Genomic DNA, 24,332 nt, shown 5'->3' on the forward strand with positions numbered 1-24,332 from the left:
AACGACCAGCGAGGTGCTTATGCACGATCCTTTCGAAGCGTCCCTCAAGGCGCTCCTCAATACCCCGGCCAACGCTCAGGACGAGGAGGGCGATGACCAGGCGCGCTTGCACCGGGTGCTCAAGACCGCCAACCGCCAGGTGGGCGCGGGTGCGCTGTTCGATCTGATCGGGCGGCACTGGGTATCGGTGCTGCTGCTGGCGCTGGGCAACGGTGCCCCTCATCTGAAGCCGCGCTTACGTCGCACCCGGCGTAGCGAATCTTCCCCGGAGATCCTGAAGTAGATGGAATTCGATATCTGGACCCAGAGTCTGTTGTCCGCCATGACCACCCTGTGGAGCAAGGTGGCCGGTTTCATTCCCAACGTCTTTGGCGCCCTGGTGGTGATCCTCGCCGGCTTCGCCGTCGCCAAGATTCTCGATACCGTGCTGTCGAAGGTACTCGCCAAACTCGGCCTGGATCGCATCCTTGCCGGTGCCGGTGTGACCAAACAGCTGGCCAAGATCGGCATCCGCATCCCGGTCACCACCCTGATCGGCCGGATTGTCTATTGGTTTGTCCTGCTGGTGTTCCTAGTGTCGGCCGCCGAATCCCTGGGCCTGCAGCGCGTGTCCTCCACCCTGGACGTCATGGCGCTCTATGTACCCAAGATCTTTGGTGCCGCCCTGGTGCTCATCGTTGGCGTGCTGCTGGCGCAACTGGTCAGTGGCCTGGTCCACGGCGCCGCCGAGGGTGTCGGCCTAGATTACGCCGCGGGGCTGGGGCGCCTGGCCCAGGGCCTGGTCATCATCATTTCGATTTCGGTCGCGGTCGGTCAGCTGGAGATCAAGACCGAGCTGCTGAACCTAGTCATCGCCATCGTGCTGACCGCCTTCGCCCTGGCCGCCGCCCTGGCCCTGGGTCTGGGCAGCCGGGGGCTGGTGTCGCAGATTCTGGCCGGCATCTATGTGCGCGAACTCTACGAAGTCGGCCAGTGGGTGACCCTGGCGGACGTCGAAGGCGAGATCGAGGAAATCGGGACCGCCAAGACCCTCATCATGACCGAGGAGGGCGATATCGTTTCGGTTCCGAACCGTCTATTACTGGAGGCTCAGGTGCGCAGCCGCTGACAGGCGCCGCGGAGATGGCTATCATGCCCGCCACTTTTTGGTAGCCAACTCCGTCTTGAACAAGCCTGCCCCTCATGCCTACGACCCGACTACGCTCAGTGATGAAGAGCTGGTCCAACGCGCGCATGGTGAACTCTTCCACGTGACGCGAGCCTACGAAGAACTAATGCGCCGTTATCAGCGCACCCTGTTCAACGTCTGCGCCCGCTACCTGGGGAACGACCGGGATGCAGACGATGTCTGCCAGGAGATCATGCTGAAGGTGCTTTACGGTTTGAAGAATTTCGAGGGGAAATCGAAATTCAAGACCTGGCTGTACAGCATCACCTACAACGAGTGCATCACTCAGTACCGCAAGGAACGTCGCAAGCGGCGGCTGGTAGAGGCATTAAGTCTGGATCCGATGGAGGAAGCCTCCGAGGAACGGGCGCCGAAGCTGGAAGAGAAGGGAGGGATGGATCGCTGGCTGGTCCATGTGGGTCAGGTCGATCGGGAGATTCTGGTGCTGCGCTTCGTCGCCGAGCTGGAGTTCCAGGAGATCGCCGACATCATGCACATGGGCCTCAGCGCCACCAAGATGCGGTACAAGCGGGCACTCGACAAACTGCGTGACAAGTTCGCAGCTGAAGTTGAGGGCTGACCGGATGTGTCGGTCGTAAGTTTTTGAACTTCACGAAAACTTGTTGTCGAAGCCTCCGGAGATTGCCGGAATTAGTACCACTAAAATGGGGATACAAAGGATGAAACTGAAGAGCACCTTGGGCGTCGTTATCGGCTCCCTGCTGGCAAGCGCCTCGCTGAGCGCCCTGGCACAAGGTCAAGGCGCCGTCGAGACCGAGCTGTTCGGCAGCCGTCTGTTCACCGACAGCCAGCGCAACATGACCAATGCTGACCTGTACGGCGGTTCCGTTGGCTACTTCCTGACCGATGACGTTGAGCTGGCGTTGTCCTACGGTGAGTACCACAACGCCCGTGGCGACCACGACCTGGGTCACAAGAACATCAAGGGCAGCCTGGCCGCTCTGGATGCCTACTACCACTTCGGTCAGCCCGGCGTCGGCCTGCGTCCGTACGTGTCCGGTGGCTTCGCTCACCAGTCCATCAGCAACCGTGACATCAACGAAGGTGGTCGTGATCGCTCCACCTACGCCAACCTGGGTGCCGGCCTGAAGTACTACTTCACCGAGAACCTGTATGCCCGTACCGGCGTGCAAGCTAACTACAACATCGACTACGGCGACACCGAGTGGAGCGCTGCTGTAGGTGTTGGTCTGAACTTCGGTGGTTCCACCAAGAAAGAAGTCGCTCCGGCTCCGGCTCCGGCCCCCGTTGCTGACGTCTGCACCGATTCCGACAACGACGGCGTCTGCGACAACGTCGACAAGTGCCCGAACACCCCGGCCAACGTCACCGTTGACGCTACCGGCTGCCCGGCTGCTGCCGAAACCGTTCGCGTCGAGCTGGACGTGAAATTCGATTTCGACAAGGCCGTGGTCAAGCCCAACAGCTACGCCGACATCAAGAACCTGGCTGATTTCATGCAGCAGTACCCGCAGACCTCGACCACCGTTGAAGGCCACACCGACTCCGTCGGCACCGACGCCTACAACCAGAAGCTGTCCGAGCGTCGTGCCAACGCCGTGCGTAACGTCCTGGTTAACCAGTACGGCGTGCAGGGCGGCCGCGTGAATGCTGTTGGTTACGGCGAATCCCGCCCGGTTGCTGACAACGCCACCGAAGCCGGCCGCGCTGTCAACCGTCGCGTAGAAGCCGAAGTCGAAGCTCAGGCCAAGTAAGCTGCCTGATCCAGACTCGAAAAAGCCCGCCTAGTGCGGGCTTTTTCATGCCTGACGTTTCTCGCGCCCGACTTCGATCAAGGTGCTACAGGCATAAAAAACCCCGCCAAAGCGGGGTTCTTACTGGCGGATCGATCAGCCGCGATCGTCCGAGATGTCGCGTTGGGCAACGCCGGTGTACAGCTGGCGCGGCCGGCCGATCTTGTAGGGACCGGACAGCATTTCCTGCCAGTGCGAGATCCAGCCGACGGTCCGCGCCATGGCGAAGATCACGGTGAACATGCTGGTCGGGATACCGATCGCCTTGAGGATGATGCCGGAGTAGAAGTCCACGTTCGGGTAGAGGTTGCGCTCGACGAAGTAGGGGTCCTTGCGAGCCAGTTCTTCGAGGCGCATGGCCAGTTCCAGCTGCGGATCGTTGATGCCGAGCTCGGCCAGGACCTCGTCGCAGGTCTGCTTCATCACCGTGGCGCGCGGATCGAAGTTCTTGTAGACGCGATGGCCGAAGCCCATCAGCTTGAACGGATCGTTCTTGTCCTTGGCCTTGGCCACGAACTTGTCGATGTTGGCCACATCGCCGATCTCGTCCAGCATCTTCAGTACCGCTTCGTTCGCGCCACCGTGCGCCGGGCCCCAGAGGGCGGCGATACCGGCAGCGATACAGGCGAAAGGGTTGGCGCCCGACGAACCGGCCAGGCGGACGGTGGAGGTGGAGGCGTTCTGCTCATGGTCGGCATGCAGGATGAAGATGCGATCCATGGCGCGGGCCAGCACCGGGCTGATCGGCTTTTCCTCGCACGGGGTGTTGAACATCATGTGCAGGAAGTTTTCCGCGTATCCCAGGTTGTTGCGGGGATACATCATCGGCTGACCCATGGAGTACTTGTGCACCATGGCTGCCAGGGTCGGCATCTTGGCGATCAGGCGCATCGCCGAAATCTCGCGGTGCTGCGGATCGGTGATGTCCAGGGAGTCGTGGTAGAAGGCCGAGAGGGCGCCGACCACACCGCACATGATCGCCATGGGGTGCGCATCGCGGCGGAAGCCGTTGAAGAAGTTCTTCAGTTGCTCGTGAACCATGGTGTGGTTCTTGATGGTGTCAACGAACTGCGCCTTTTCTTGCGCGTTCGGCAATTCACCCTTGAGCAGCAGGTAACAGGTCTCGAGATAGTCGGATTTCTCCGCCAGTTGCTCGATCGGGTAGCCCCGGTGCAGCAGGATGCCCTTGTCACCATCGATATAGGTGATCTTGGACTCGCACGAGGCAGTGGACATGAAGCCCGGGTCGAAGGTGAACACACCAGTGGAGGTGAGGTTGCGAACATCGATCACGTCCGGGCCAAGGGTGCCGGACATAACGGGCAGGTCAACCGGATCCGCTCCCGAGATGATCAACTGCGCTTTCTTGTCAGCCATTAGGCCTCCTTATTTTGCTTTGAAATCATCAATAAACCCTCCACTCAGGGCCTCGCCCACTATAGAGGGATAAATTTGAAAGTCAATTTACGAAAATATCACCCTAAAGGCTCTTTCTGGGCGGATTGTGCGGCGAAAAGACCTTAACACGCAGGCTTCTGAATATCAGCTGGCGACGTCGGAATCGGGCATCCGCGTTTGTCATGAGTAGGCTAACTGTCTATAATTCTCGCCCGACCGTACCGGGTCGGCGAGCTGATGCCGAGCGGTCGAGACGCTTCCAACAGGAAGCGTGTAGCAGATGTGGAATCTCCTATAACTAGCCCGACCGCAATTGGGCCCTCAGTGTGAAAGAAGCCGTGAATAGCAAACGACCTGTAAACCTAGATCTCAGGACCATCAAACTACCTATCACAGCTTATACCTCGATTCTTCACCGTATCTCCGGCGTCATCCTGTTCCTCGGCATTGCAGTCATGCTTTATGGCCTGCACCTGTCCCTGGGCAGTCCGGAAGGCTTCGGCCAAGTGAAAGCTTTTCTGGCCTATCCGCTGGTCAAGCTCGTGATCTGGGGTCTGCTGTCTGCATTGCTCTACCATCTGGTCGCCGGCATCCGGCACCTGATCATGGATGGTGGCGCCGGCGAAACCCTGCAGGGTGGCAAGCTGGGTGCGCAGCTTGTGTTGGTCATTTCCGCAGTTCTGATCATTCTGGCAGGGGTTTGGGTATGGTAACCAACGTCACCAATCTTTCGCGTTCCGGTCTCTACGACTGGATGGCTCAACGGGTCTCGGCAGTCGTCCTTGCGGTCTACTTCCTCTTTATCATCGGCTACCTGATCCTTCACCCAGGGCTCACCTTCGAGCAATGGCACGGCCTGTTCTCCCACACCCTGATGCGCATCTTCAGCCTGCTGGCGCTGGTGTCCGTCTGCGTTCATGCCTGGGTTGGTATGTGGACCATCTCCACCGACTACCTGACCACCATGGCTATCGGCAAGGGCGCTACCGCCGTGCGTTTCCTGTTCCAGGCGGTATGCGGGTTCGCGATGTTCGCGTTCTTCGTCTGGGGCGTGCAGATCTTCTGGGGTGTTTGATCTATGTCCACAATTCGTCATATCTCGTTTGATGCCATCATCGTAGGTGGCGGCGGCGCCGGTATGCGCGCAGCGCTGCAACTGGCCCAGTCCGGTCACAAGACCGCGGTGATCACCAAGGTCTTCCCGACCCGTTCCCATACCGTGTCCGCCCAGGGCGGCATCACCTGCGCCATCGCCTCGGCCGACCCGAACGATGACTGGCGCTGGCACATGTACGACACCGTCAAGGGGTCGGACTACATCGGTGACCAGGACGCCATCGAGTACATGTGCTCCGTAGGCCCGGAAGCGGTCTTCGAACTCGAGCACATGGGTCTGCCGTTCTCCCGCACCGAGCAGGGCCGCATCTATCAGCGTCCCTTCGGCGGCCAGTCCAAGGACTACGGCAAGGGCGGCCAGGCCGCGCGGACCTGCGCTGCGGCCGACCGTACCGGTCACGCCCTGCTGCACACCCTCTATCAGGGCAACCTGAAGAACAACACGGTATTCCTCAACGAGTGGTACGCCGTGGATCTGGTGAAGAACCAGGACGGCGTCATCGTCGGGGTCATCGCCATCTGCATCGAGACCGGCGAGACCGTCTACGTCAAGGCCAAGGCCACCGTGCTGGCCACCGGCGGTGCGGGCCGTATCTATGCCTCCACCACCAACGCCCTGATCAACACCGGTGACGGCGTCGGCATGGCGCTGCGCGCCGGTGTGCCGGTGCAGGACATCGAGATGTGGCAGTTCCACCCCACCGGCATCGCCGGCGCCGGGGTGCTGGTCACCGAGGGTTGCCGTGGTGAGGGTGGCTATCTGATCAACAAGCACGGCGAGCGCTTCATGGAGCGCTATGCGCCCAACGCCAAGGACCTGGCCGGTCGCGACGTGGTCGCCCGTTCCATGGTCAAGGAAGTGCTGGCCGGCAACGGTTGCGGTCCGGATGGCGACCACGTGCTGCTGAAGCTGGACCACCTGGGTGAAGACGTGCTGCACAGCCGTCTGCCCGGCATCTGCGAACTGTCCAAGACCTTCGCCCATGTCGACCCGGTCGTCGCGCCGGTGCCCGTGATCCCCACCTGCCACTATATGATGGGCGGCATCGCCACCAACATTCATGGTCAGGCCATCACTCAGGACGCCAACGGCAACGACAGAATCATCGAAGGCCTGTTCGCCGTGGGCGAAGTGGCTTGCGTGTCCGTGCACGGCGCCAACCGCCTGGGTGGCAACTCGCTGCTGGACCTGGTGGTCTTCGGTCGTGCGGCCGGTCTGCATCTGGAGAAGGCGCTCAAGGACGGCATCGAGCACCGCGGTGCTTCGGAAAGCGACCTGGAAGCCTCGCTGCAGCGTCTGTCCGGCGTCAATGAGCGGACCACTGGCGACGACGTCGCCACGCTGCGCAAGCAGCTGCAGACCTGCATGCAGAACTACTTCGGGGTGTTCCGCACCGGCGAGTACATGCAGAAGGGCATCGCCGAGCTGGCCGATCTGCGCGAGCGCATCGCCAAGGTCAAGATCAACGACAAGAGCCAGGGCTTCAACACCGCCCGTATCGAGGCGCTCGAGTTGCAGAACCTGCTGGAAGTGGCCGAAGCAACCGCCATCGCTGCCGAGAACCGCAAGGAGTCCCGTGGTGCTCACGCCCGTGAAGACTTCGAAGAGCGTGACGACGAGAACTGGCTGTGCCACACCCTCTATTTCCCCGGTGAAAAGCGGGTCAGTAAGCGTGGAGTCAACTTCGCGCCCAAGACCGTACCGATGTTCGAACCCAAGGTTCGGACTTACTAAAGGTGACCACCATGTTGAAAGTCAGCGTTTATCGTTACAACCCGGATCAGGACGGCCTGCCGTCCATGCAAGAGTTCCAGGTCGATACCGGTGGGAAGGACCTCATGGTGCTGGACGTCCTGGCTCTGATCAAAGAGCAGGATGAAGGCTTCTCCTACCGTCGTTCCTGCCGCGAAGGCGTGTGCGGCTCCGACGGCATGAACATCAACGGCAAGAACGGCCTGGCGTGCATCACGCCGCTGTCGGCCGTGGTCAAGAACGACAAGCTGGTCGTGCGCCCGCTGCCCGGCCTGCCGGTCATCCGTGACCTGGTCGTCGACATGAGCATCTTCTACAAGCAGTACGAGAAGGTGAAGCCGTTCCTGCAGAACGAGACTCCGGCCCCGGCCATCGAGCGCCTGCAGAGCCCGGAAGACCGCGAGAAGATCGATGGTCTGTACGAGTGCATCCTGTGTGCCTGCTGCTCGACGTCCTGCCCGTCCTTCTGGTGGAACCCCGACAAGTTCCTCGGCCCCGCCGCGCTGCTGCAGGCCTATCGCTTCCTGGCCGACAGTCGTGACACCAAGACCCAGGAACGTCTGGCGGCCATGGACGATCCGTTCAGCGTGTTCCGCTGCCGGTCGATCATGAACTGCGTGGCGGTCTGTCCCAAGGGGCTGAACCCGACCAAGGCCATTGGCCATGTGCGGGCGATGCTGCTGCAGAGCGGTACCTGATCCACGTCCCGCCCGGCCAGTTGTGCCGGGCGGGTTCGTTAGCGACCTCGATAGCTTGATTCAACCAATGTCCATTCAGGGATACCCGGAACAGCATCCGGGCATTGGCGCAGCCGTAGGGAAGCCAGGTCTCGCGTCGAGACTGGTTATCGGCTGATGCTATCTCTGCCGAAGGGGTGAACTAGATGCATGAAAGTCAGATGCAGCAACTGTGGGACAGCGCTCACCTGTCCGGCAGTAACGCTGCCTATGTGGAAGAGCTCTATGAGCTGTTTCTGCACGATGCCAACGCTGTGCCGGAAGAGTGGCGCACCTACTTCCAGAAGCTGCCTGCGGTCACTGGCAATTCGCCGGACGTCGCGCATTCCGCGATCCGTGACCATTTCGTGCTGTTGGGCAAGAACCAGCGGCGAGCTCAACCGGTTTCGGCCGGTACCGTCAGTTCCGAACACGAGAAGAAGCAGGTCGAAGTCCTGCGTCTGATCCAGGCGTATCGTCTGCAGGGCCATCAGGCTGCCCAGCTCGATCCCCTGGGTCTGTGGAAGCGTCAGCCGCCTGCCGATCTGCTGCTCAACCACTATGGGTTGACCGATGCCGATCTGGATACCACATTCCGCACCGGTGAATTGTTCATCGGCAAAGAGGAGGCAACTCTCCGTGAAATCAGGGATGCGCTGCAAGAGACATATTGCCGCACGGTCGGTGCGGAGTTCATGCACATCGTCGATTCCGAGGAGCGCCGCTGGTTCCTGCAGCGCCTGGAAAGCGTCCGTGGCCGCCCGCAGTATTCCCCTGAAGTCCGCACCCATCTGCTGGAGCGCCTGACCGCCGCCGAAGGCCTGGAAAAGTACCTGGGCACCAAGTACCCGGGCACCAAGCGTTTCGGCCTGGAAGGGGGCGAGAGCCTGATTCCGCTGATCGACGAGATCATCCAGCGTTCCGGTTCCTATGGCGTCAAGGAGCTGGTGATCGGCATGGCCCACCGTGGCCGCCTGAACGTGCTGGTCAACACCCTGGGCAAGAACCCGCGCGACCTGTTCGACGAATTCGAAGGCAAGAAGCTGGTCGAGCTGGGCTCCGGTGACGTCAAGTACCACCAGGGCTTCTCCTCCAACGTCATGACCCAGGGCGGCGAAGTCCACCTGGCGCTGGCGTTCAACCCTTCGCACCTGGAGATCGTCTCTCCGGTGGTGGAAGGTTCGGTACGTGCCCGCCAGGATCGCCGCGGCGATCGCTCCGGCGACAAGGTCGTACCCGTCGCCATCCACGGCGACGCGGCCTTCGCGGGCCAGGGCGTGGTCATGGAAACCTTCCAGATGTCGCAGACCCGCGCCTACAAGACCGGCGGCACCCTGCACCTCGTCATCAACAACCAGGTGGGCTTCACCACCAACCGCCAGGAAGACGCGCGCTCCACCGAGTACGCCACCGACGTCGCCAAGATGATCCAGGCGCCGATCTTCCACGTGAACGGCGACGATCCCGAAGCGGTGCTGTTCGTCACCCAGCTGGCGGTCGACTACCGCATGCAGTTCAAGCGTGACATCGTCATCGACCTGGTGTGCTACCGCCGTCGCGGCCACAACGAGGCCGACGAGCCGAGCGGCACCCAGCCGCTGATGTACCAGCAGATCGCCAAGCAGCGCACCACCCGCGATCTCTACGCCGATGCCCTGACCCAGGCCGGCGTGGTCACCGCCGAGCAGGTCCAGGCGCAGTTCGAAGCCTACCGCGGCGCCCTCGACGAGGGCCGTCACGTCGTGGCCAGCCTGGTCAAGGAACCCAATCGCGACCTGTTCGTCGACTGGAAACCCTACCTCGGCCACGCTTGGACCGCCCGGCACGACACCGGCTTCGACCTCAAGACCCTGCAGGACCTGGCCAACAAGCTGCTGCAGGTTCCGGAAGGCGTCGTGGTCCAGCGTCAGGTCGGCAAGATCCTCGAAGACCGCCAGAAGATGACTGCTGGCGGTCTGCCCCTGAACTGGGGCTTCGCCGAGACCATGGCCTACGCCACCCTGTTGCACGAAGGCCACCCGATCCGCATCACCGGTCAGGACGTCGGCCGTGGCACCTTCTCGCACCGTCACGCGGTGCTGCACAACCAGAAGGACGCCGTACCCTACGTGCCCCTGCAGCACCTGGCCGAAGACCAGCCGTCGTTCGAGATCTACGACTCCTTCCTTTCCGAGGAAGCGGTGCTGGGCTTCGAATACGGTTATGCCACCACCACGCCCAACGCGCTGGTGGTCTGGGAAGCCCAGTTCGGTGACTTCGCCAACGGTGCCCAGGTGGTCATCGACCAGTTCATCACCAGCGGCGAGATCAAGTGGGGTCGTCTCTGCGGCCTGACCATGCTGCTGCCCCATGGCTACGAAGGCCAGGGTCCGGAGCACTCGTCGGCTCGTCTGGAGCGTTACCTGCAACTGTGCGCCGAGCAGAACATCCAGGTCTGCGTACCGACCACGCCGGCGCAGATCTACCATCTGCTGCGTCGTCAGGTGATCCGCCCGCTGCGCAAGCCGCTGGTGGTGCTCACGCCCAAGTCGCTGCTGCGCCACAAGCTGGCCATCTCGACCCTGGAAGACCTGGCCCACGGTTCGTTCCAGACCGTGATCAACGAGCTGGATCAGATCGATGCCCAGCAGGTTAAGCGCCTGGTCCTGTGCAGCGGCAAGGTCTACTACGACCTGCTGGAAAAGCGCCGCAGCGAGAATCGCCAGGACATCGCCATCGTGCGTCTGGAGCAGCTCTATCCGTTCCCGGAAGACGATCTGGCCGAGGTGCTGGCGGGCTACCCGAACCTCGAGCGCGTGGTCTGGTGCCAGGAAGAGCCGATGAACCAGGGTGCCTGGTACTGCAGCCAGCATCACATGCGTCGCGCCGTGTCCGCCTACAAGCAGGGCCTGGGTCTGGAATACGCCGGTCGCGATGCGTCCGCCGCGCCGGCCTGCGGCTATGCCTCCATGCACGCCGAGCAGCAGGAAAAACTGCTGAACGATGCTTTCTCCGTTTGATTCGCCACGCGACTACTAGAGATCACTAAGGAAATTCATAGAATGGCTATCGAGATCAAAGCCCCTACCTTCCCGGAATCGGTCGCTGACGGCACCGTCGCCACCTGGCACAAGAAGCCGGGCGAAGCGGTCAAGCGTGACGAATTGCTGGTTGACATCGAGACCGACAAGGTCGTGCTGGAAGTCGTGGCACCTGTCGATGGTGTCCTGGCCGAAGTCCTGAAGAACGAAGGCGACACCGTGCTGAGCGAAGAAGTCATCGCTCGCGTGGAAGAGGGTGCCACTGCCGCCGCCGCGCCGGCTGCCCAGCCGACCGCTGCCAGCGCTCCGGCTGCCGCGCCGGCCGCCGGTGGTGAAGAGGACCCGATCCTGGCTCCTGCCGCACGCAAGATCGCCGAAGAGAACGGCATCGATCCGGCTACCCTGGTCGGCACCGGCAAGGGCGGTCGCATCACCAAGGAAGACGCCGTCGCCGCCGTCGAGGCCAAGAAGTCCGGCGCCACCGCTCCGGCTGCCAAGCCCGCTGCCGCCGCCGCTCCGGTGGTGACCGCCGCTGGCGACCGTACCGAGAAGCGCGTGCCCATGACCCGCCTGCGGGCCAAGGTCGCCGAGCGCCTGGTGGAAGCCCAGTCCAGCATGGCCATGCTGACGACCTTCAACGAGGTCAACATGAAGCCGATCATGGACCTGCGCTCCAAGTACAAGGACATGTTCGAGAAGAAGCACAATGGCGTGCGCCTGGGCTTCATGTCCTTCTTCGTCAAGGCCGCCACCGAGGCGCTCAAGCGTCAGCCGGGCGTCAATGCCTCCATCGACGGCAACGACATCGTCTACCACGGTTATCAGGACATCGGCGTGGCCGTGTCCAGCGACCGCGGCCTGGTGGTCCCGGTGCTGCGCAACGCCGAGTTCATGAGCCTGGCGGAAGTGGAAGGCACCATCGCCGACTTCGGCAAGAAGGCCAAGGCCGGCAAGCTGACCATGGACGACATGCAGGGTGGTACCTTCACCATCTCCAACGGTGGTGTCTTCGGTTCGCTGCTGTCCACCCCCATCGTCAACCCGCCGCAGACCGCGATCCTGGGCATGCACAAGATCCAGGAGCGCCCCATGGCGGTGAACGGCCAGGTCGTGATCCTGCCGATGATGTATCTTGCGCTGTCCTACGACCATCGCCTGATCGATGGCAAGGAAGCCGTGACCTTCCTGGTCACCATGAAGGACCTGCTGGAAGACCCGGCTCGTCTGCTGCTGGACATCTGATCCGGCTCTCGCGGTGCGGGGCAGGGGCCACGCACCGCTTCAAGTTTTCCTGCCTGAAGCTGCTCCAAGGGGATTAGTGTATGAGCGACAAATTCGACGTAGTAGTGATCGGCGCAGGCCCTGGTGGCTACGTGGCCGCCATCCGCGCCGCGCAGCTCGGTCTGAAGACGGCCTGTGTCGAGCGCTACAAGGGCAAGGAAGGCAAGGTCGCCCTGGGCGGCACCTGCCTGAACGTGGGTTGCATTCCCTCCAAGGCGCTGCTGGACAGCTCCTACAAGTACCACGAGGCCCACGAGGGCTTTAAGGTCCACGGCATCGACGCGCCGAACGTCACCATCGACGTGCCCACCATGATCGGCCGCAAGGACCAGATCGTGAAGAACCTCACCGGCGGCGTGGCCACCCTGTTCAAGGCGAACGGCGTGACCCTGCTGGAAGGCAACGGCAAGCTGCTGTCCGGCAAGAAGGTCGAAGTCACCGGTCTGGACGGCAACGTCCAGGTGGTCGAGGCCGAGAACGTCATCCTGGCGTCCGGCTCGCGTCCCATCGACATCCCGCCGGCTCCGGTGGACCAGAAGGTCATCGTCGATTCCACCGGCGCCCTGGAATTCCAGAGCGTGCCCAAGCGTCTGGGCGTGATCGGTGCCGGCGTCATCGGCCTGGAGCTGGGTTCGGTCTGGGCTCGCCTGGGCGCCGAAGTCACCGTGCTGGAAGCCCTGGACAAGTTCCTGGTCGCCGCCGATGAGCAGGTGTCCAAGGAAGCCTACAAGATCCTCTCCAAGCAGGGTCTGAACATCCGCATGGGTGCTCGCGTGACCGGTTCCCAAGTGAACGGCGAAGAAGTCACCGTCAACTACACCGAAGCCGGTGAAGAAAAGCAGATCACCTTCGATCGTCTGATCGTCGCCGTGGGCCGTCGTCCGGTCACCACCGACCTGCTGGCATCCGACAGCGGCGTGGAAAGCGACGAGCGTGGCTACATCTACGTCGACGACCATTGCGCTACCAGCGTGCCGGGCGTGTTCGCCATCGGCGACTGCGTGCGTGGTCTGATGCTGGCCCACAAGGCCTCGGAAGAGGGCGTGATGGTTGCCGAGCGCATCGCCGGTCACAAGGCCCAGATGAACTATGATCTGGTCCCCTCGGTGATCTACACCCACCCGGAAATCGCGTGGGTCGGCAAGACCGAGCAGGCCCTGAAGGCCGAAGGCGTCGAAGTCAATGTCGGCACCTTCCCCTTCGCGGTCAGCGGGCGTGCCCTGGCGGCCAACGACACCGCCGGCTTCGTCAAGGTCGTGGCGGATGCCAAGACCGATCGCGTCCTGGGCGTCCATGTGGTCGGCCCGAGCGCGGCGGAACTGGTGCAGCAAGGCGCCATCGCCATGGAATTCGGCTCCAGCGCCGAAGACCTGGGCATGATGGTGTTCTCGCACCCGACGCTGTCCGAGGCGCTGCACGAAGCGGCCCTGGCGGTGAACGGTCATGCGATCCACGCGGTGAATCGCAAGAAGCGGTAAGAGGTTTACAGAACCACGGGGTCGCCGACCGCCGTGGAGCCTCAGGGCTCCACCGCAGGAAGGCACCTCGGACTCTTGTTAGTGGGGTGTGAGACACCCCACTAGGGCAGGGGTCACAGGTGGCGCGGTGCCCGCGACCGTCCGGAGGACGGCTCGGAGAACGCACAGCGTCGAATGCGCAATACCCAACGAAGACGGTAGACAAGCATGAATCTCCACGAGTATCAGGGTAAGCAGCTGTTCGCTGAATACGGCCTGCCCGTTTCCAAAGGCTACGCTGTCGACACCCCCCAGGAGGCCTACGAGGCTTGCGGCCGTATCGGCGGCGACGAGTGGGTCGTCAAGGCCCAGGTACATGCCGGTGGCCGTGGTAAGGCCGGTGGTGTGAAGCTGGTCAAGAGCAAGGAAGAAGCCAAGGAATTCGCCGCCAAGTGGCTGGGCCAGCGTCTGGTGACCTACCAGACCGACGCCAACGGTCAGCCGGTCACCAAGATCCTGGTTGAATCCTGCACCGACATCGATCAGGAGCTCTATCTGGGCGCCGTGGTCGATCGTTCCAGCCGCCGTATCGTGTTTATGGCGTCCACCGAAGGTGGCGTGGACATCGAGAAAGTCGCTCACGACACTCCGGAAAAGATTCTCAAGGCCACCATCGATCCGCTGGTGGGCGCTCAGCCCTACCAGGGTCGCGACCTGGCTTTCCAGCTGGGCCTGAAAGGTGACCAGATCAAGCAGTTCACCCAGATCTTCGTCGGTCTGGCCAAGCTGTTCCAGGACTACGACCTGGCGCTGCTGGAAGTGAACCCCCTGGTGATCAAGAAGGACGGCAACCTGCACTGCCTGGATGCCAAGATCAACATCGACAGCAACGCCATCTACCGTCAGCCCAAGCTGCGCGCCTTCCACGACCCGTCGCAGGACGACGCCCGTGAAGCTCATGCGCAGAAGTGGGAACTGAACTACGTGGCCCTGGAAGGCAGCATCGGCTGCATGGTCAACGGTGCCGGTCTGGCCATGGGTACCATGGACATCGTCAACCTGCACGGCGGCAAGCCGGCCAACTTCCTGGACGTTGGCGGTGGCGCGACCAAAGAGCGCGTGACCGAGGCGTTCAAGATCATCCTGTCCGATAGCAACGTGAAGGCCGTTCTGGTCAACATCTTCGGCGGCATCGTGCGCTGCGACATGATCGCCGAAGGCATCATCGGCGCCGTGAAAGAAGTTGGCGTGAAGGTGCCGGTCGTGGTTCGCCTGGAAGGCAACAACGCCGAACTCGGTGCCAAGGTCCTGGCCGAAAGCGGCCTGAACATCATCGCGGCAACCAGCCTGACCGACGCTGCCCAGCAGGTCGTCAAGGCCGCGGAGGGTAAGTAATGAGCGTCCTGATCAACAAAGACACCAAGGTCATCTGCCAGGGCTTCACCGGTAGCCAGGGTACCTTCCACTCCGAACAGGCCATCGCCTATGGCACCCAGATGGTCGGCGGCGTGACGCCCGGCAAGGGCGGCTCCACCCACCTGGGTCTGCCGGTGTTCAACACCGTGCGTGAAGCCGTCGAAGCCACTGGCGCCGACGCTTCGGTGATCTATGTGCCGGCTCCCTTCTGCAAAGACTCCATCATGGAAGCGGCGCTGGGCGGTATCAAGCTGATCGTCTGCATCACCGAGGGTATCCCCACCCTCGACATGCTGGATGCCAAGGTGAAGTGCGACGAGCTGGGCGTACGCCTGATCGGCCCGAACTGCCCCGGCGTCATCACCCCCGGCGAGTGCAAGATCGGCATCATGCCCGGTCACATCCACCTGCCGGGCAAGGTCGGTATCGTGTCGCGTTCCGGCACCCTGACCTATGAAGCCGTGAAGCAGACCACCGACGCCGGCTTCGGCCAGTCCACCTGCGTGGGCATCGGCGGCGATCCCATTCCGGGTTCGAACTTCATCGATATCCTGAAGCTGTTCCAGGAAGATCCGCAGACCGAAGCCATCGTGATGATCGGCGAGATCGGCGGCAGCGCTGAAGAAGAAGCCGCGGCCTACATCAAGGCCAACGTGACCAAGCCGGTGGTGTCCTACATCGCCGGTGTCACCGCACCGCCCGGCAAGCGCATGGGCCACGCCGGCGCCATCATCTCCGGCGGCAAGGGTACTGCGGACGAGAAGTTCGCCGCCCTGCAGGACGCGGGTGTGAAGACAGTGCGTTCCCTGGCTGACATCGGCAAGGCCCTGGCCGAGCTGACCGGTTGGGAAGTCAAGAAGGCCTGAGCCTGACTGACGATAGAAAAGGCCGCCTTCGGGCGGCCTTTTTCATGGGCGCGACCATGACGCCTCATCAGCTGCCGGCTGCCTTTTCGCCGGTAATTCGTTAGGATGGCAACCTTCCGCTCCAACGGCCACCCCGTGGCCCCGCCAAGACCTGCTCCCATGAGGGCGGGCTGCCTCGTTTTCCTCATTGCTGGTACTGCCTTCCATGAAAGCTTTGCAAAGCCGGGATGTCCTGGCCCTTGGATTCATGACGTTCGCGTTGTTCGTCGGCGCGGGCAACATCATCTTTCCCCCGATCGTCGGTCTGCAGGCGGGCGAGCACGTCTGGAGCGCTGCCCTGGGCTTCCTGCTGACCGCTGTCGGCCTGCCGGTGCTGACGCTGATCGCCCTGGCACGGGTCGGAGGCGGCATGGACGCCCTGAGCAAGCCGCTCGGCCAGACCGCTGCCCGCACCCTGGCCATCGTCTGCTACCTGTCTGTGGGACCGCTGTTCGCCACGCCGCGCACCGCCACGGTGTCCTTCGAGGTCGGCGTCGCGCCGCTGCTGGGCAACGGACCCATACCGCTGTTCCTCTACAGCCTGGCCTATTTCCTGGTGGTGCTGGTGGTCTCGCTCTATCCGGGACGCCTGCTCGACACCGTGGGGCGCTTTCTCGGTCCGCTGAAGATCCTGGCGCTGGCGGTACTGGGCGGCGCCGCGCTGTTCTGGCCGGCTGGCGGTCCTGCCACGGCGGCACCGGACTACGCCTCGCGGGCGCTGTCCCAGGGCTTCGTCAACGGCTACCTGACCATGGATACCCTGGGCGCCCTGGTATTCGGCATCGTCATCGTCAACGCCATTCGTGCCCGTGGCGTGACGGCGCCGCAGCTGCTGACGCGCTACACCATCATCGCCGGGCTGATTGCCGGGGCAGGGCTGGTGCTGGTCTACCTGAGTCTGTTCCAGCTCGGCGCCGGTAGCGGAGTGCTGGTGCCCCATGCCAGCAATGGCGCCGAGGTCCTGCATGCCTATGTGCAGCACACCTTCGGCAGTGTCGGCAGCGACTTCCTGGCGGTGCTGATCACCCTGGCCTGCCTGGTCACCGCGGTGGGCCTGACCTGCGCCTGCGCGGAGTTCTTCAGCGAATTCCTGCCGTTCAGCTATCGCAGTCTGGTGGTCCTGCTGGCGGCCTTCTCGCTGTTGGTGTCCAACCTAGGCCTGACCCAGCTGATCCAGATCTCGGTGCCGATCCTGACCGCCATCTATCCGCCCTGCATCGCCCTGGTGGTGATGAGCTTCTTCACCGCCCGCTGGGTGGCGCCCGGGCGCATCCTCGGGCCGGTGCTGCTGGTGGCCCTGGCCTTCGGCATCCTCGATGGCCTACAGGCGGCGCACCTGACGGTGCCCTATCTGAGCGGTGCCGTACAGTGGCTGCCGCTGGCCGACTCGGGGCTGGGCTGGCTGTTGCCGGCCGTGGTGGTGGGGCTGGTCGCCCTGACGCTGGAAAGCCTGCGGCCTGGCGAACGCGTCCAAGAGGACGAGGCCGAACCGGATCCCTCGCGTTCCTGAATAAGCCGCCCACAAAAAAGCCCGCATAAGCGGGCTTTTTTCATATCCAGACAGCTTACGGCTTGGGCTGGGTAGCCGGCGCGTTGCCGTTGGCGGTACCGGTGGCCGGGCTGACCGAGGTGGCTTCGCCTTTGGATTGCTCCTTGGCAGCCTCGTTGGCGGCTTCGTTGCGCTGCTCAGCAGCCTTGTTGCTCTGCTCAGCGGCTTTGTTCAGGTTTTCCTGGGCTTTCTGTTCGGTCTTGGCAGCATCCTGAGCCTTGTTTTCGGAAGGCTTGTCACAGGCGGCGAGGCCGAAGGCGGCAGTGAAGAGCAGGGCAATAGCGAAGGGCTTTTTCATGTGTTTTCTCCTTATGAACTACACGACAGCCGTTCGAGCGCCCCGTTAAAAGTTAAGTTCCGCGTCTAGCCCAGGCATCGCGCAAATTCCTACTTGCATCGCGAACCGAGCGCGCCAAGGTTGAAATGTCATCGGGCGCCCCCATCTCCGCGACATCGCCAGGCATCTGGTGCGTACCTATCGATAGCGGAGTTCGTAGCATGAGTGTGGAGACTCAAAAGGAAACCCTAGGCTTCCAGACCGAAGTGAAGCAGCTGCTTCACCTGATGATTCACTCGCTGTATTCCAACAAGGAAATCTTCCTGCGCGAATTGATTTCCAACGCCTCCGACGCGGCCGACAAGCTCAGATTCGAGGCCTTGTCCAAGCCCGAACTGCTCGAAGGCGGGGATACGCTGAAGATTCGCCTGAGCTTCGACAAGGAGGCCGGCACGGTCACCCTCGAAGACAACGGCATCGGCATGAGCCGCGAAGAGGTGATCGCTCACCTCGGCACCATCGCCAAGTCTGGTACCGCCGATTTCCTGAAGAATCTCAGCGGCGACCAGAAGAAGGATTCCAACCTCATCGGTCAGTTCGGCGTGGGCTTCTACTCGGCGTTCATCGTCGCCGATCAGGTCGACGTCTACACCCGCCGTGCCGGCCAGCCCGCCGCCGAAGGCGTGCACTGGTCGTCGAAGGGGGAAGGGGAGTTCGAGGTCGCGAACATCGACAAGCCCGAACGCGGTACCCGCATCGTGCTGCACCTCAAACCCGAGGAAACCGAGTTCGCCGATGGCTGGCGCCTGCGCAACGTGGTCAAGAAATACTCCGACCACATCGGCCTGCCCATCGAGCTGCCCAAGGAGCAGCAGGGTGGCGAGGACGAGCAGCCGACCGCCGCCGAGTGGGAAACCGTCAACCGTGCCAGCGCGCTCTGGACCCGTCCGCGTACCGAACTCAAGGACGAGGACTACCAGGAGTTCTACAAGCACGTCGGCCATGACTTCGAGAATCCGCTGACCTGGAGCCACAACAAAGTCGAGGGCAAGCTCGAATACACCTCGCTGCTGTACGTGCCGGCCCGTGCGCCCTTCGATCTCTACCAGCGTGAAGCGCCCAAGGGCCTGAAGCTCTATGTGCAGCGCGTCTTCATCATGGACCAGGCCGACCAGTTCCTGCCGCTGTACCTGAGATTCATCAAGGGTGTAGTGGATTCCAACGACCTGTCGCTGAACGTGTCCCGCGAGATCCTGCAGAAGGATCCGGTGATCGACTCCATGAAGTCGGCGCTGACCAAACGCGTGCTGGACATGCTCGAGAAGCTGGCCAAGAGCGAGCCGGAGAAGTACCAGTCGTTCTGGGGCCACTTCGGCCAGGTGCTCAAGGAAGGTCCGGCGGAAGACTTCGCCAACCGCGAGAAGATCGCCGGCCTGCTGCGTTTCGCCTCGACCCACAATGGCGACGATGCCCAGAACGTGTCGCTGGCCGACTACATCGGCCGGATGAAGGAAGGTCAGGACAAGATCTACTACCTGACCGGCGAGAGCCATGCCCAGATCAAGAACAGCCCGCACCTGGAAGTCTTCCGCAAGAAGGGTGTCGAGGTGCTGCTGCTGACCGATCGCATTGACGAGTGGCTGATGAGCTATCTCACCGAATTCGACGGCAAGCATTTCGTCGATGTCGCCCGTGGCGATCTGGATCTCGGCAAGCTCGACAGCGAAGAAGACAAGCAGGCCCAGGAAGAGGTCGCCAAGACCAAGGAAGGCCTGGTGGAGCGCCTCAAGCAGGCCCTGGATGCCCAGGTCAGCGAAGTTCGCGTGTCCCATCGCCTGACCGATTCGCCGGCGATCCTGGCCATCGGCGAGCAGGACCTCGGCTTGCAGATGCGCCGCATCCTGGAAGCCAGCGGTCAGAAGGCGCCGGATTCCAAGCCGATCTTCGAGATCAATCCGCAGCACCCGCTGATCGAGAAACTCGATGGCGAGCCCGACGAGGACCGTTTCGCCGACCTGTCGCACATCCTGTTCGATCAGGCTGCGCTGGCCGCCGGCGACAGCCTCAAGGATCCCGCCGCCTATGTCCGCCGGTTAAACAAACTGCTGGTGGAATTGTCCGCTTGAAGATGGAGAAGCCCGCCTCGGCGGGCTTTTTCTTATCTATCCTTTGGAGGACCCCATGGTCGAAGTCACTGTAAAACCCGTTGCCTACGAAATCGATGGTCAGCCGTTCGAGAGCCAGCTGGTGTACGCCACCAGCAGTCATCCGACCCGTCCGGGCGTGCTCTTCGCGCCCAACTGGATGGGGGTGTCCCATGGCGCCGTCGACCAGGCCAAGGCGCTGGCCGAGGCCGACGGCCTGGCTTACCTGGTCGTGGATTTCTACGGTCGCAATGTGCGCCCGCAGAATGCCGACGAGGCCCTGGCGGCCATGACGCCGATCCGCGGCGATCGCGCGCTGTTGCGCCAGCGCATGCAGGCGGCTCATGCGGCGCTGGTCGCCCAGGCCGAGACGGCGGCGGTGGATGTCCACCAGATCGCTGCCATCGGCTTCTGTTTTGGCGGCTGCGCGGCGCTGGAACTGGCGCGCGATGGGGCGCCGCTGAGCGCCGTGGTGACCTTCCACGCCAATCTGGATACGCCCAACCCGGCCGATGCGGCCCGTATCACCGGTCCGGTACTGGTGCTGCACGGCGCCGCCGATCCCATGGTGCCGGACGAGCAGCTCACCGGCTTCCGCCAGGAGATGGATGCCGCCCAGGTGGATTGGCAACTGCTGAGCTATGGCGGCGCGGTGCATTCCTTCACCGATCCCGAAGCCAACAATCCGGGCAAGCAGCAGTATCACCCGGTGGTGGCCAAGCGTGCCTTCCTGGCGATGCACAACCTGTTCGACGAAGTCTTCGCCCAGGGCTGATGATTTTCGTTGTCTGCCGGAGCCCGGGTCGGGCCCGGCAGGGTCAGCCGCGGATGACTTCCTGGGTGAAATCCAGGGGCCCGCGGCAGCGTCGGCACAGATAGCGCCGTCCCTTGCGCACCAGAGCGTGACGCTGGGCGGTGAATTCGAAGCGACCGTCCGAGCAGTTGCAGCGATACAGGTACAGGGTGCGGGCCCGTTGCGGCAATTCGTAGGTATGGCAGCGATCCGGCGGCAGGCCATAGACGCCACGCATGATCAGCTGCCACTCCTCGCCATGGGGCCTGATGCCGCCACCAAACAACTGGTGCGCCACCAGATGCGCCACCTCATGGGCCACGGTCTGTTCGAGGAAGTGAGCGCGATTTTGCTGATAGAGCTGCCCGTTGAATCTCAACCGGTTCTCGGTGAGATGGGCGACGCCGGCGCGCTGGCCACGCAGGGCCAGGCCGACGTCAGGGCGCGGGAAGCGACGTTTGAAGAAGGCCTCGGCCTGCCGATAGCAGTCTTCGACCCGGGCGTGGAGTTGTTCAGGCATGGGCAACCTCTGGCGAGGCGGGTGATTATGCCGAAGCTGGTGCCTGCGCCCTAGCGTCCGCGGTCGGCTGGTGGCCATAGTGCCGCCTCAGCGTATCCATGGCCGCGTTGATGGTCTGCAGTCGACCGGTGCTGCCGCCACGATCCGGATGGTGCCGACTGGCGAGCTGGCGATAGCGGCGGCGGATCTGGCCGTAGTCCGCCGAACGATCCAGGCCTAGCAGGCGCAGGGCTTCCAGTAGTTCGGACTCGCCATTGACCAGCGCCCAGAAGTGATTGAGCAGGTTGGCCACGTCTTCCGGCGTGGTGGTCTCCAGGTGGGTGAGATCCAGGTAATAGGCGCGCAGCGGATCGGCCACGATCAGCCCGGGCCGGGCACGCAGATAGGGTCGCAGTTCGATGCGCAGGGCGCTGATGATCAGTTCGGCGCGCTGTTCGGCACGCAGCTGGTCGCGCAGCTGGTAGAGGGCATTGAAGACGCGAAAATGCAGGCGGAAGAGTTCGTAGTTGTCGGTCACCGGGCGCGGCGGGACCAGGTGCGAACCCGCCCGGCGCAAGGCCTGCAGCAACTCGTACTCCGACAGGCTGGTCTGGGCTCCGAGCAGTTCCTGATGGAGCGCCGTCATGAGCGCCTGGGTTTCGCTCATGGCTGCCGGTCGCCACGGACTGACGTTCGGGGTAGGGCGGCGGAAGCTTTGCGCGTAAAATGCCGGCCTTTCGTTTTTTCCTTTCGCGGATTCATCCATGGGCACCCTTTCGGTCAACCAGAACAAGCTGCAAAAACGCCTGCGCCGTCTTACCGGCGAAGCCATCGCCGACTACAACATGATCGAGGACGGCGACAAGGTCATGGTCTGCCTGTCCGGTGGCAAGGACAGCTACACCCTGCTCGACATGCTGCTCTATCTGCAGAAGGTCGCGCCGATTCGCTTCGAGATCGTGGCGGTCAACCTCGACCAGAAGCAGCCGGGCTTTCCTGAACACGTTTTACCCCAGTATCTGCAGGAACTGGGGGTCGAGTACCACGTTCTGGAACGTGATACCTATTCCGTGGTGAAGGAAAAGATCCCCGAGGGCAAGACCACCTGTTCGCTGTGCTCGCGCCTGCGCCGGGGCATCCTCTATACCTTCGCCGACGAGATCGGTGCGACGAAGATGGCGCTCGGCCATCATCGCGATGACATGGTAGAAACCTTCTTCCTCAATTTGTTCCATGGCGGCACCCTCAAGGCCATGCCGCCCAAGTTGCGCGCCGATGACGGCCGCAATGTGGTGATCCGCCCGCTCGCCTACTGCAACGAGAAGGACATCGAGGCCTACGCCGTCCTGCGCGAATTCCCCATCATTCCCTGCAACCTTTGCGGCTCCCAGGAAAACCTGCAGCGCAAGGTGGTCAAGGAGATGCTGCTGGAGTGGGAGCGCAAGACGCCGGGGCGCACCGAGATCATGTTCCGCGCCCTGCAGAACGTGGTGCCCTCGCAGCTGGCCGATCGCGAGCTGTTCGACTTCGCCGGTCTCAAGATCGATGACAGCGCGACCCCGCGCTTCGTCCAGGTGATGAATCTCTGATGCGGGACTACGCCTGGCTGCTCGAATACGCCCTCAACCGCTGTGGCTCGCGTGCGGCCCTGGAAGCGCGACTGCCGCAACCGGTGGACGCCGCGACCCTGAGGTCCGTGGGCGATGACCGCTATCTGTCGCTGCTGACCCGCCGCATCTTTCGCGCCGGCCTCAAGCACAGCCTGGTGGATGCCAAGTGGCCGGCCTTCGAGGAGGTCTTCTTCGGCTTCGATCCGGAGAAGGTGGTGCTCATGGGCGGCGAACGCCTGGAGCGGCTGATGCAGGATGCGCGGCTGATCCGCCACCTGGGCAAGTTGCGCAGCGTGCCGATCAACGCCCAGATGGTGCTCGATTTCCAGCGCAGCCACGGCAGCTTCGGCCAGTTGCTGGCCGAATGGCCCACAGAGGACATCGTTGGCCTGTGGGAGCTGCTGACCAAGCGTGGCAACCAGCTGGGTGGCCTGTCGGCGCAGCGCTTCCTGCGCATGGCCGGCAAGGACACCTTCCTGGCGACCGACGATGTGGTGACGGCGCTCAAGGCGCAGAACATCCTCGACAAGGCGCCCACCGCCAAGCGCGATCGGCAGAAGATGCAGGAGGCCTTCAACCTCTGGCAGGAACAGAGCGGGCGTCCGCTCTGCCAGCTGTCGGTGATGCTGGCCCTGACGGTGAATCATTGACTGACGCCCTTGCCCGCGCCCGGGGTCTGCTCGCGCGGGCCGGGCGGGTGCTGTTCATCACCGGGGCAGGGCTCTCCGCCGACTCCGGACTGCCGACCTATCGCGGCCTCGGCGGGCTGTACAACGGCCTCACCGAGGAAGGCATCCCCATCGAGGCGGCTCTTTCGGGCAGCATGCTCCGGCAGCGCCCGGAGCTCTGCTGGCGCTACCTGGCGCAACTCGGCCGCGCCTGCGCCGCGGCCGTGCCCAATGCGGCGCACCAGGCGATCACCGATTTCGGCATTCGGCGTCCCGGCAGCTGGGTACTGACACAGAACATCGACGGCTTTCATCGGCAGTCGGGTTTTCCATCGGAGCGGCTGATCGAGATCCACGGACAACTGGAGCCGCTCGCCTGCATGAGTTGCGCGCAGGCCGTCGAGGAGGCCCAAGATTACCTGGCCGGCCCGTTGCCGCCGCGGTGTCCCTCCTGTGGCGGCATGCTGCGGCCACCCGTGGTGCTGTTCGAGGAAGCCTTGCCGGTCACCGAGCTGCAGCGTCTGCAGGAGGCGGTGGAGGAGGGCTTCGACCTGGTGATCGCCGTCGGCACCACGGCTGCCTTCGGCTATATCCAGGCGCCGATCGGGCAGACCCTGGCGCAGGGGGGTGACCTCATCGAGATCAACCCGGACCGTTCGTCGCTGAGTGGCCTGGCGACCGTTCAACTCAAAAAAAGGGCCGTAGACGTCCTTCCTCGGCTTTTGAGTCACATCGAGGGCTAAAAAAACTTGCCATCTGTGATCCAGGTCGGCAAGGTGTCGAAACT

At 62.8% G+C, this 24,332-nt stretch carries 23 protein-coding genes; 19 read left to right on the forward strand and 4 right to left on the reverse strand.

Annotation, left to right across the window (positions count from 1 at the left end; translation table 11 throughout):
• Positions 1 to 19 precede the first annotated feature (19 nt).
• The 4 genes from OMP44_RS05010 to OMP44_RS05025 all read left to right on the forward strand — a co-directional run bounded on the left by OMP44_RS05010 (position 20) and on the right by OMP44_RS05025 (position 2,904).
• A complete protein-coding gene (locus OMP44_RS05010; protein WP_187978797.1) occupies positions 20 to 283 on the forward strand; it encodes a CrfX protein in 264 nt (87 codons plus the stop codon).
• Entirely contained in the window at positions 284 to 1,108 is an 825-nt protein-coding gene (locus tag OMP44_RS05015) for a mechanosensitive ion channel family protein (protein WP_158895487.1), read from the forward strand. It abuts the gene before it with no gap.
• 55 nt (positions 1,109 to 1,163) lie between these two features.
• Complete coding sequence (sigX, locus tag OMP44_RS05020) at positions 1,164 to 1,748, forward strand: RNA polymerase sigma factor SigX (protein ID WP_007159259.1); 585 nt, start codon at positions 1,164 to 1,166, stop codon at positions 1,746 to 1,748.
• Between the two features lie 100 nt (positions 1,749 to 1,848).
• Positions 1,849 to 2,904, forward strand: a complete 1,056-nt coding sequence (locus OMP44_RS05025) for an OmpA family protein (protein WP_187978798.1) — start codon at positions 1,849 to 1,851, stop codon at positions 2,902 to 2,904.
• A gap of 135 nt (positions 2,905 to 3,039) precedes the next feature.
• On the opposite strand, the gene gltA is transcribed toward OMP44_RS05025, so the two are convergent.
• Complete coding sequence (gene gltA, locus OMP44_RS05030; RefSeq protein ID WP_017638893.1) at positions 3,040 to 4,320, reverse strand: citrate synthase; 1,281 nt, start codon at positions 4,318 to 4,320, stop codon at positions 3,040 to 3,042.
• 347 nt (positions 4,321 to 4,667) lie between these two features.
• Between gltA and sdhC the strand changes: the two genes are divergently transcribed.
• From sdhC to brnQ, 10 genes are all read left to right on the forward strand, one after another.
• Entirely contained in the window at positions 4,668 to 5,054 is a 387-nt protein-coding gene (gene sdhC / locus OMP44_RS05035) for a succinate dehydrogenase, cytochrome b556 subunit (protein ID WP_026083585.1), read from the forward strand.
• Positions 5,048 to 5,416, forward strand: a complete 369-nt coding sequence (gene sdhD, locus OMP44_RS05040; RefSeq protein WP_133859676.1) for a succinate dehydrogenase, hydrophobic membrane anchor protein — start codon at positions 5,048 to 5,050, stop codon at positions 5,414 to 5,416. Before sdhC ends, sdhD begins: the two co-directional genes overlap by 7 nt.
• 3 nt (positions 5,417 to 5,419) lie before the next feature.
• Complete coding sequence (sdhA, locus tag OMP44_RS05045; RefSeq protein ID WP_133859675.1) at positions 5,420 to 7,192, forward strand: succinate dehydrogenase flavoprotein subunit; 1,773 nt, start codon at positions 5,420 to 5,422, stop codon at positions 7,190 to 7,192.
• An 11-nt stretch (positions 7,193 to 7,203) separates the two neighbouring features.
• Positions 7,204 to 7,908: a succinate dehydrogenase iron-sulfur subunit gene (locus OMP44_RS05050; RefSeq protein ID WP_007159253.1), complete on the forward strand. Its 705-nt coding sequence runs from the start codon at positions 7,204 to 7,206 to the stop codon at positions 7,906 to 7,908.
• Positions 7,909 to 8,093: 185 nt separating this feature from the next.
• Positions 8,094 to 10,925 carry a 2-oxoglutarate dehydrogenase E1 component gene (locus OMP44_RS05055; RefSeq protein ID WP_133859674.1) on the forward strand — a complete coding sequence of 944 codons (2,832 nt, stop codon included), beginning with the start codon at positions 8,094 to 8,096 and terminating at the stop codon, positions 10,923 to 10,925.
• Positions 10,926 to 10,967: 42 nt separating this feature from the next.
• Entirely contained in the window at positions 10,968 to 12,188 is a 1,221-nt protein-coding gene (odhB, locus tag OMP44_RS05060; RefSeq protein ID WP_280306843.1) for a 2-oxoglutarate dehydrogenase complex dihydrolipoyllysine-residue succinyltransferase, read from the forward strand.
• An 80-nt stretch (positions 12,189 to 12,268) separates the two neighbouring features.
• Positions 12,269 to 13,705: a dihydrolipoyl dehydrogenase gene (gene lpdA, locus OMP44_RS05065; RefSeq protein WP_133859672.1), complete on the forward strand. Its 1,437-nt coding sequence runs from the start codon at positions 12,269 to 12,271 to the stop codon at positions 13,703 to 13,705.
• A gap of 207 nt (positions 13,706 to 13,912) precedes the next feature.
• Positions 13,913 to 15,079: an ADP-forming succinate--CoA ligase subunit beta gene (gene sucC / locus OMP44_RS05070; RefSeq protein ID WP_064306646.1), complete on the forward strand. Its 1,167-nt coding sequence runs from the start codon at positions 13,913 to 13,915 to the stop codon at positions 15,077 to 15,079.
• Positions 15,079 to 15,966: a succinate--CoA ligase subunit alpha gene (gene sucD, locus OMP44_RS05075; RefSeq protein WP_133859671.1), complete on the forward strand. Its 888-nt coding sequence runs from the start codon at positions 15,079 to 15,081 to the stop codon at positions 15,964 to 15,966. Before sucC ends, sucD begins: the two co-directional genes overlap by 1 nt.
• Before the next feature lie 205 nt (positions 15,967 to 16,171).
• Positions 16,172 to 17,515 (forward strand): branched-chain amino acid transport system II carrier protein, encoded by a 1,344-nt coding sequence (gene brnQ / locus OMP44_RS05080; RefSeq protein ID WP_187978800.1) that lies wholly within the window; start codon positions 16,172 to 16,174, stop codon positions 17,513 to 17,515.
• Positions 17,516 to 17,570: 55 nt separating this feature from the next.
• On the opposite strand, the gene OMP44_RS05085 is transcribed toward brnQ, so the two are convergent.
• The gene (locus OMP44_RS05085) at positions 17,571 to 17,852 is read right to left on the reverse strand and encodes a hypothetical protein (RefSeq protein ID WP_007159246.1); all 282 of its coding nucleotides are present in this window, start codon (positions 17,850 to 17,852) and stop codon (positions 17,571 to 17,573) included.
• Between the two features lie 200 nt (positions 17,853 to 18,052).
• Here OMP44_RS05085 and htpG point away from each other — a divergent pair, with 200 nt between their 5' ends.
• The gene (htpG, locus tag OMP44_RS05090; RefSeq protein ID WP_064306644.1) at positions 18,053 to 19,957 is read left to right on the forward strand and encodes a molecular chaperone HtpG; all 1,905 of its coding nucleotides are present in this window, start codon (positions 18,053 to 18,055) and stop codon (positions 19,955 to 19,957) included.
• A 55-nt stretch (positions 19,958 to 20,012) separates the two neighbouring features.
• Positions 20,013 to 20,750 carry a dienelactone hydrolase family protein gene (locus tag OMP44_RS05095; RefSeq protein WP_273861217.1) on the forward strand — a complete coding sequence of 246 codons (738 nt, stop codon included), beginning with the start codon at positions 20,013 to 20,015 and terminating at the stop codon, positions 20,748 to 20,750.
• Between the two features lie 43 nt (positions 20,751 to 20,793).
• Here the strand turns inward: OMP44_RS05095 and OMP44_RS05100 are convergent, their stop codons facing one another.
• On the reverse strand, positions 20,794 to 21,366 hold the full coding sequence (locus OMP44_RS05100) for a SprT family zinc-dependent metalloprotease (protein ID WP_431312627.1): 573 nt from the start codon (positions 21,364 to 21,366) through the stop codon (positions 20,794 to 20,796).
• On the reverse strand, positions 21,314 to 21,934 hold the full coding sequence (locus tag OMP44_RS05105) for a DNA-J related domain-containing protein (RefSeq protein ID WP_280306845.1): 621 nt from the start codon (positions 21,932 to 21,934) through the stop codon (positions 21,314 to 21,316). Before OMP44_RS05105 ends, OMP44_RS05100 begins: the two co-directional genes overlap by 53 nt.
• 97 nt (positions 21,935 to 22,031) lie before the next feature.
• Between OMP44_RS05105 and ttcA the strand changes: the two genes are divergently transcribed.
• The 3 genes from ttcA to OMP44_RS05120 are packed head-to-tail and all read left to right on the forward strand — an operon-like array spanning position 22,032 to position 24,288.
• Entirely contained in the window at positions 22,032 to 22,856 is an 825-nt protein-coding gene (gene ttcA, locus OMP44_RS05110; protein WP_187978805.1) for a tRNA 2-thiocytidine(32) synthetase TtcA, read from the forward strand.
• Positions 22,856 to 23,527: a DNA-3-methyladenine glycosylase I gene (locus tag OMP44_RS05115; protein WP_187978806.1), complete on the forward strand. Its 672-nt coding sequence runs from the start codon at positions 22,856 to 22,858 to the stop codon at positions 23,525 to 23,527. The genes ttcA and OMP44_RS05115 overlap by 1 nt, the downstream gene beginning before the upstream one ends.
• The gene (locus tag OMP44_RS05120) at positions 23,524 to 24,288 is read left to right on the forward strand and encodes an SIR2 family NAD-dependent protein deacylase (protein ID WP_280306846.1); all 765 of its coding nucleotides are present in this window, start codon (positions 23,524 to 23,526) and stop codon (positions 24,286 to 24,288) included. Before OMP44_RS05115 ends, OMP44_RS05120 begins: the two co-directional genes overlap by 4 nt.
• The last annotated feature ends 44 nt before the right edge of the window (positions 24,289 to 24,332 follow it).

The organism is Pseudomonas flavocrustae (assembly GCF_029872515.1).
Taxonomy (GTDB): Bacteria; Pseudomonadota; Gammaproteobacteria; order Pseudomonadales; family Pseudomonadaceae; genus Chryseomonas; species Chryseomonas aestiva.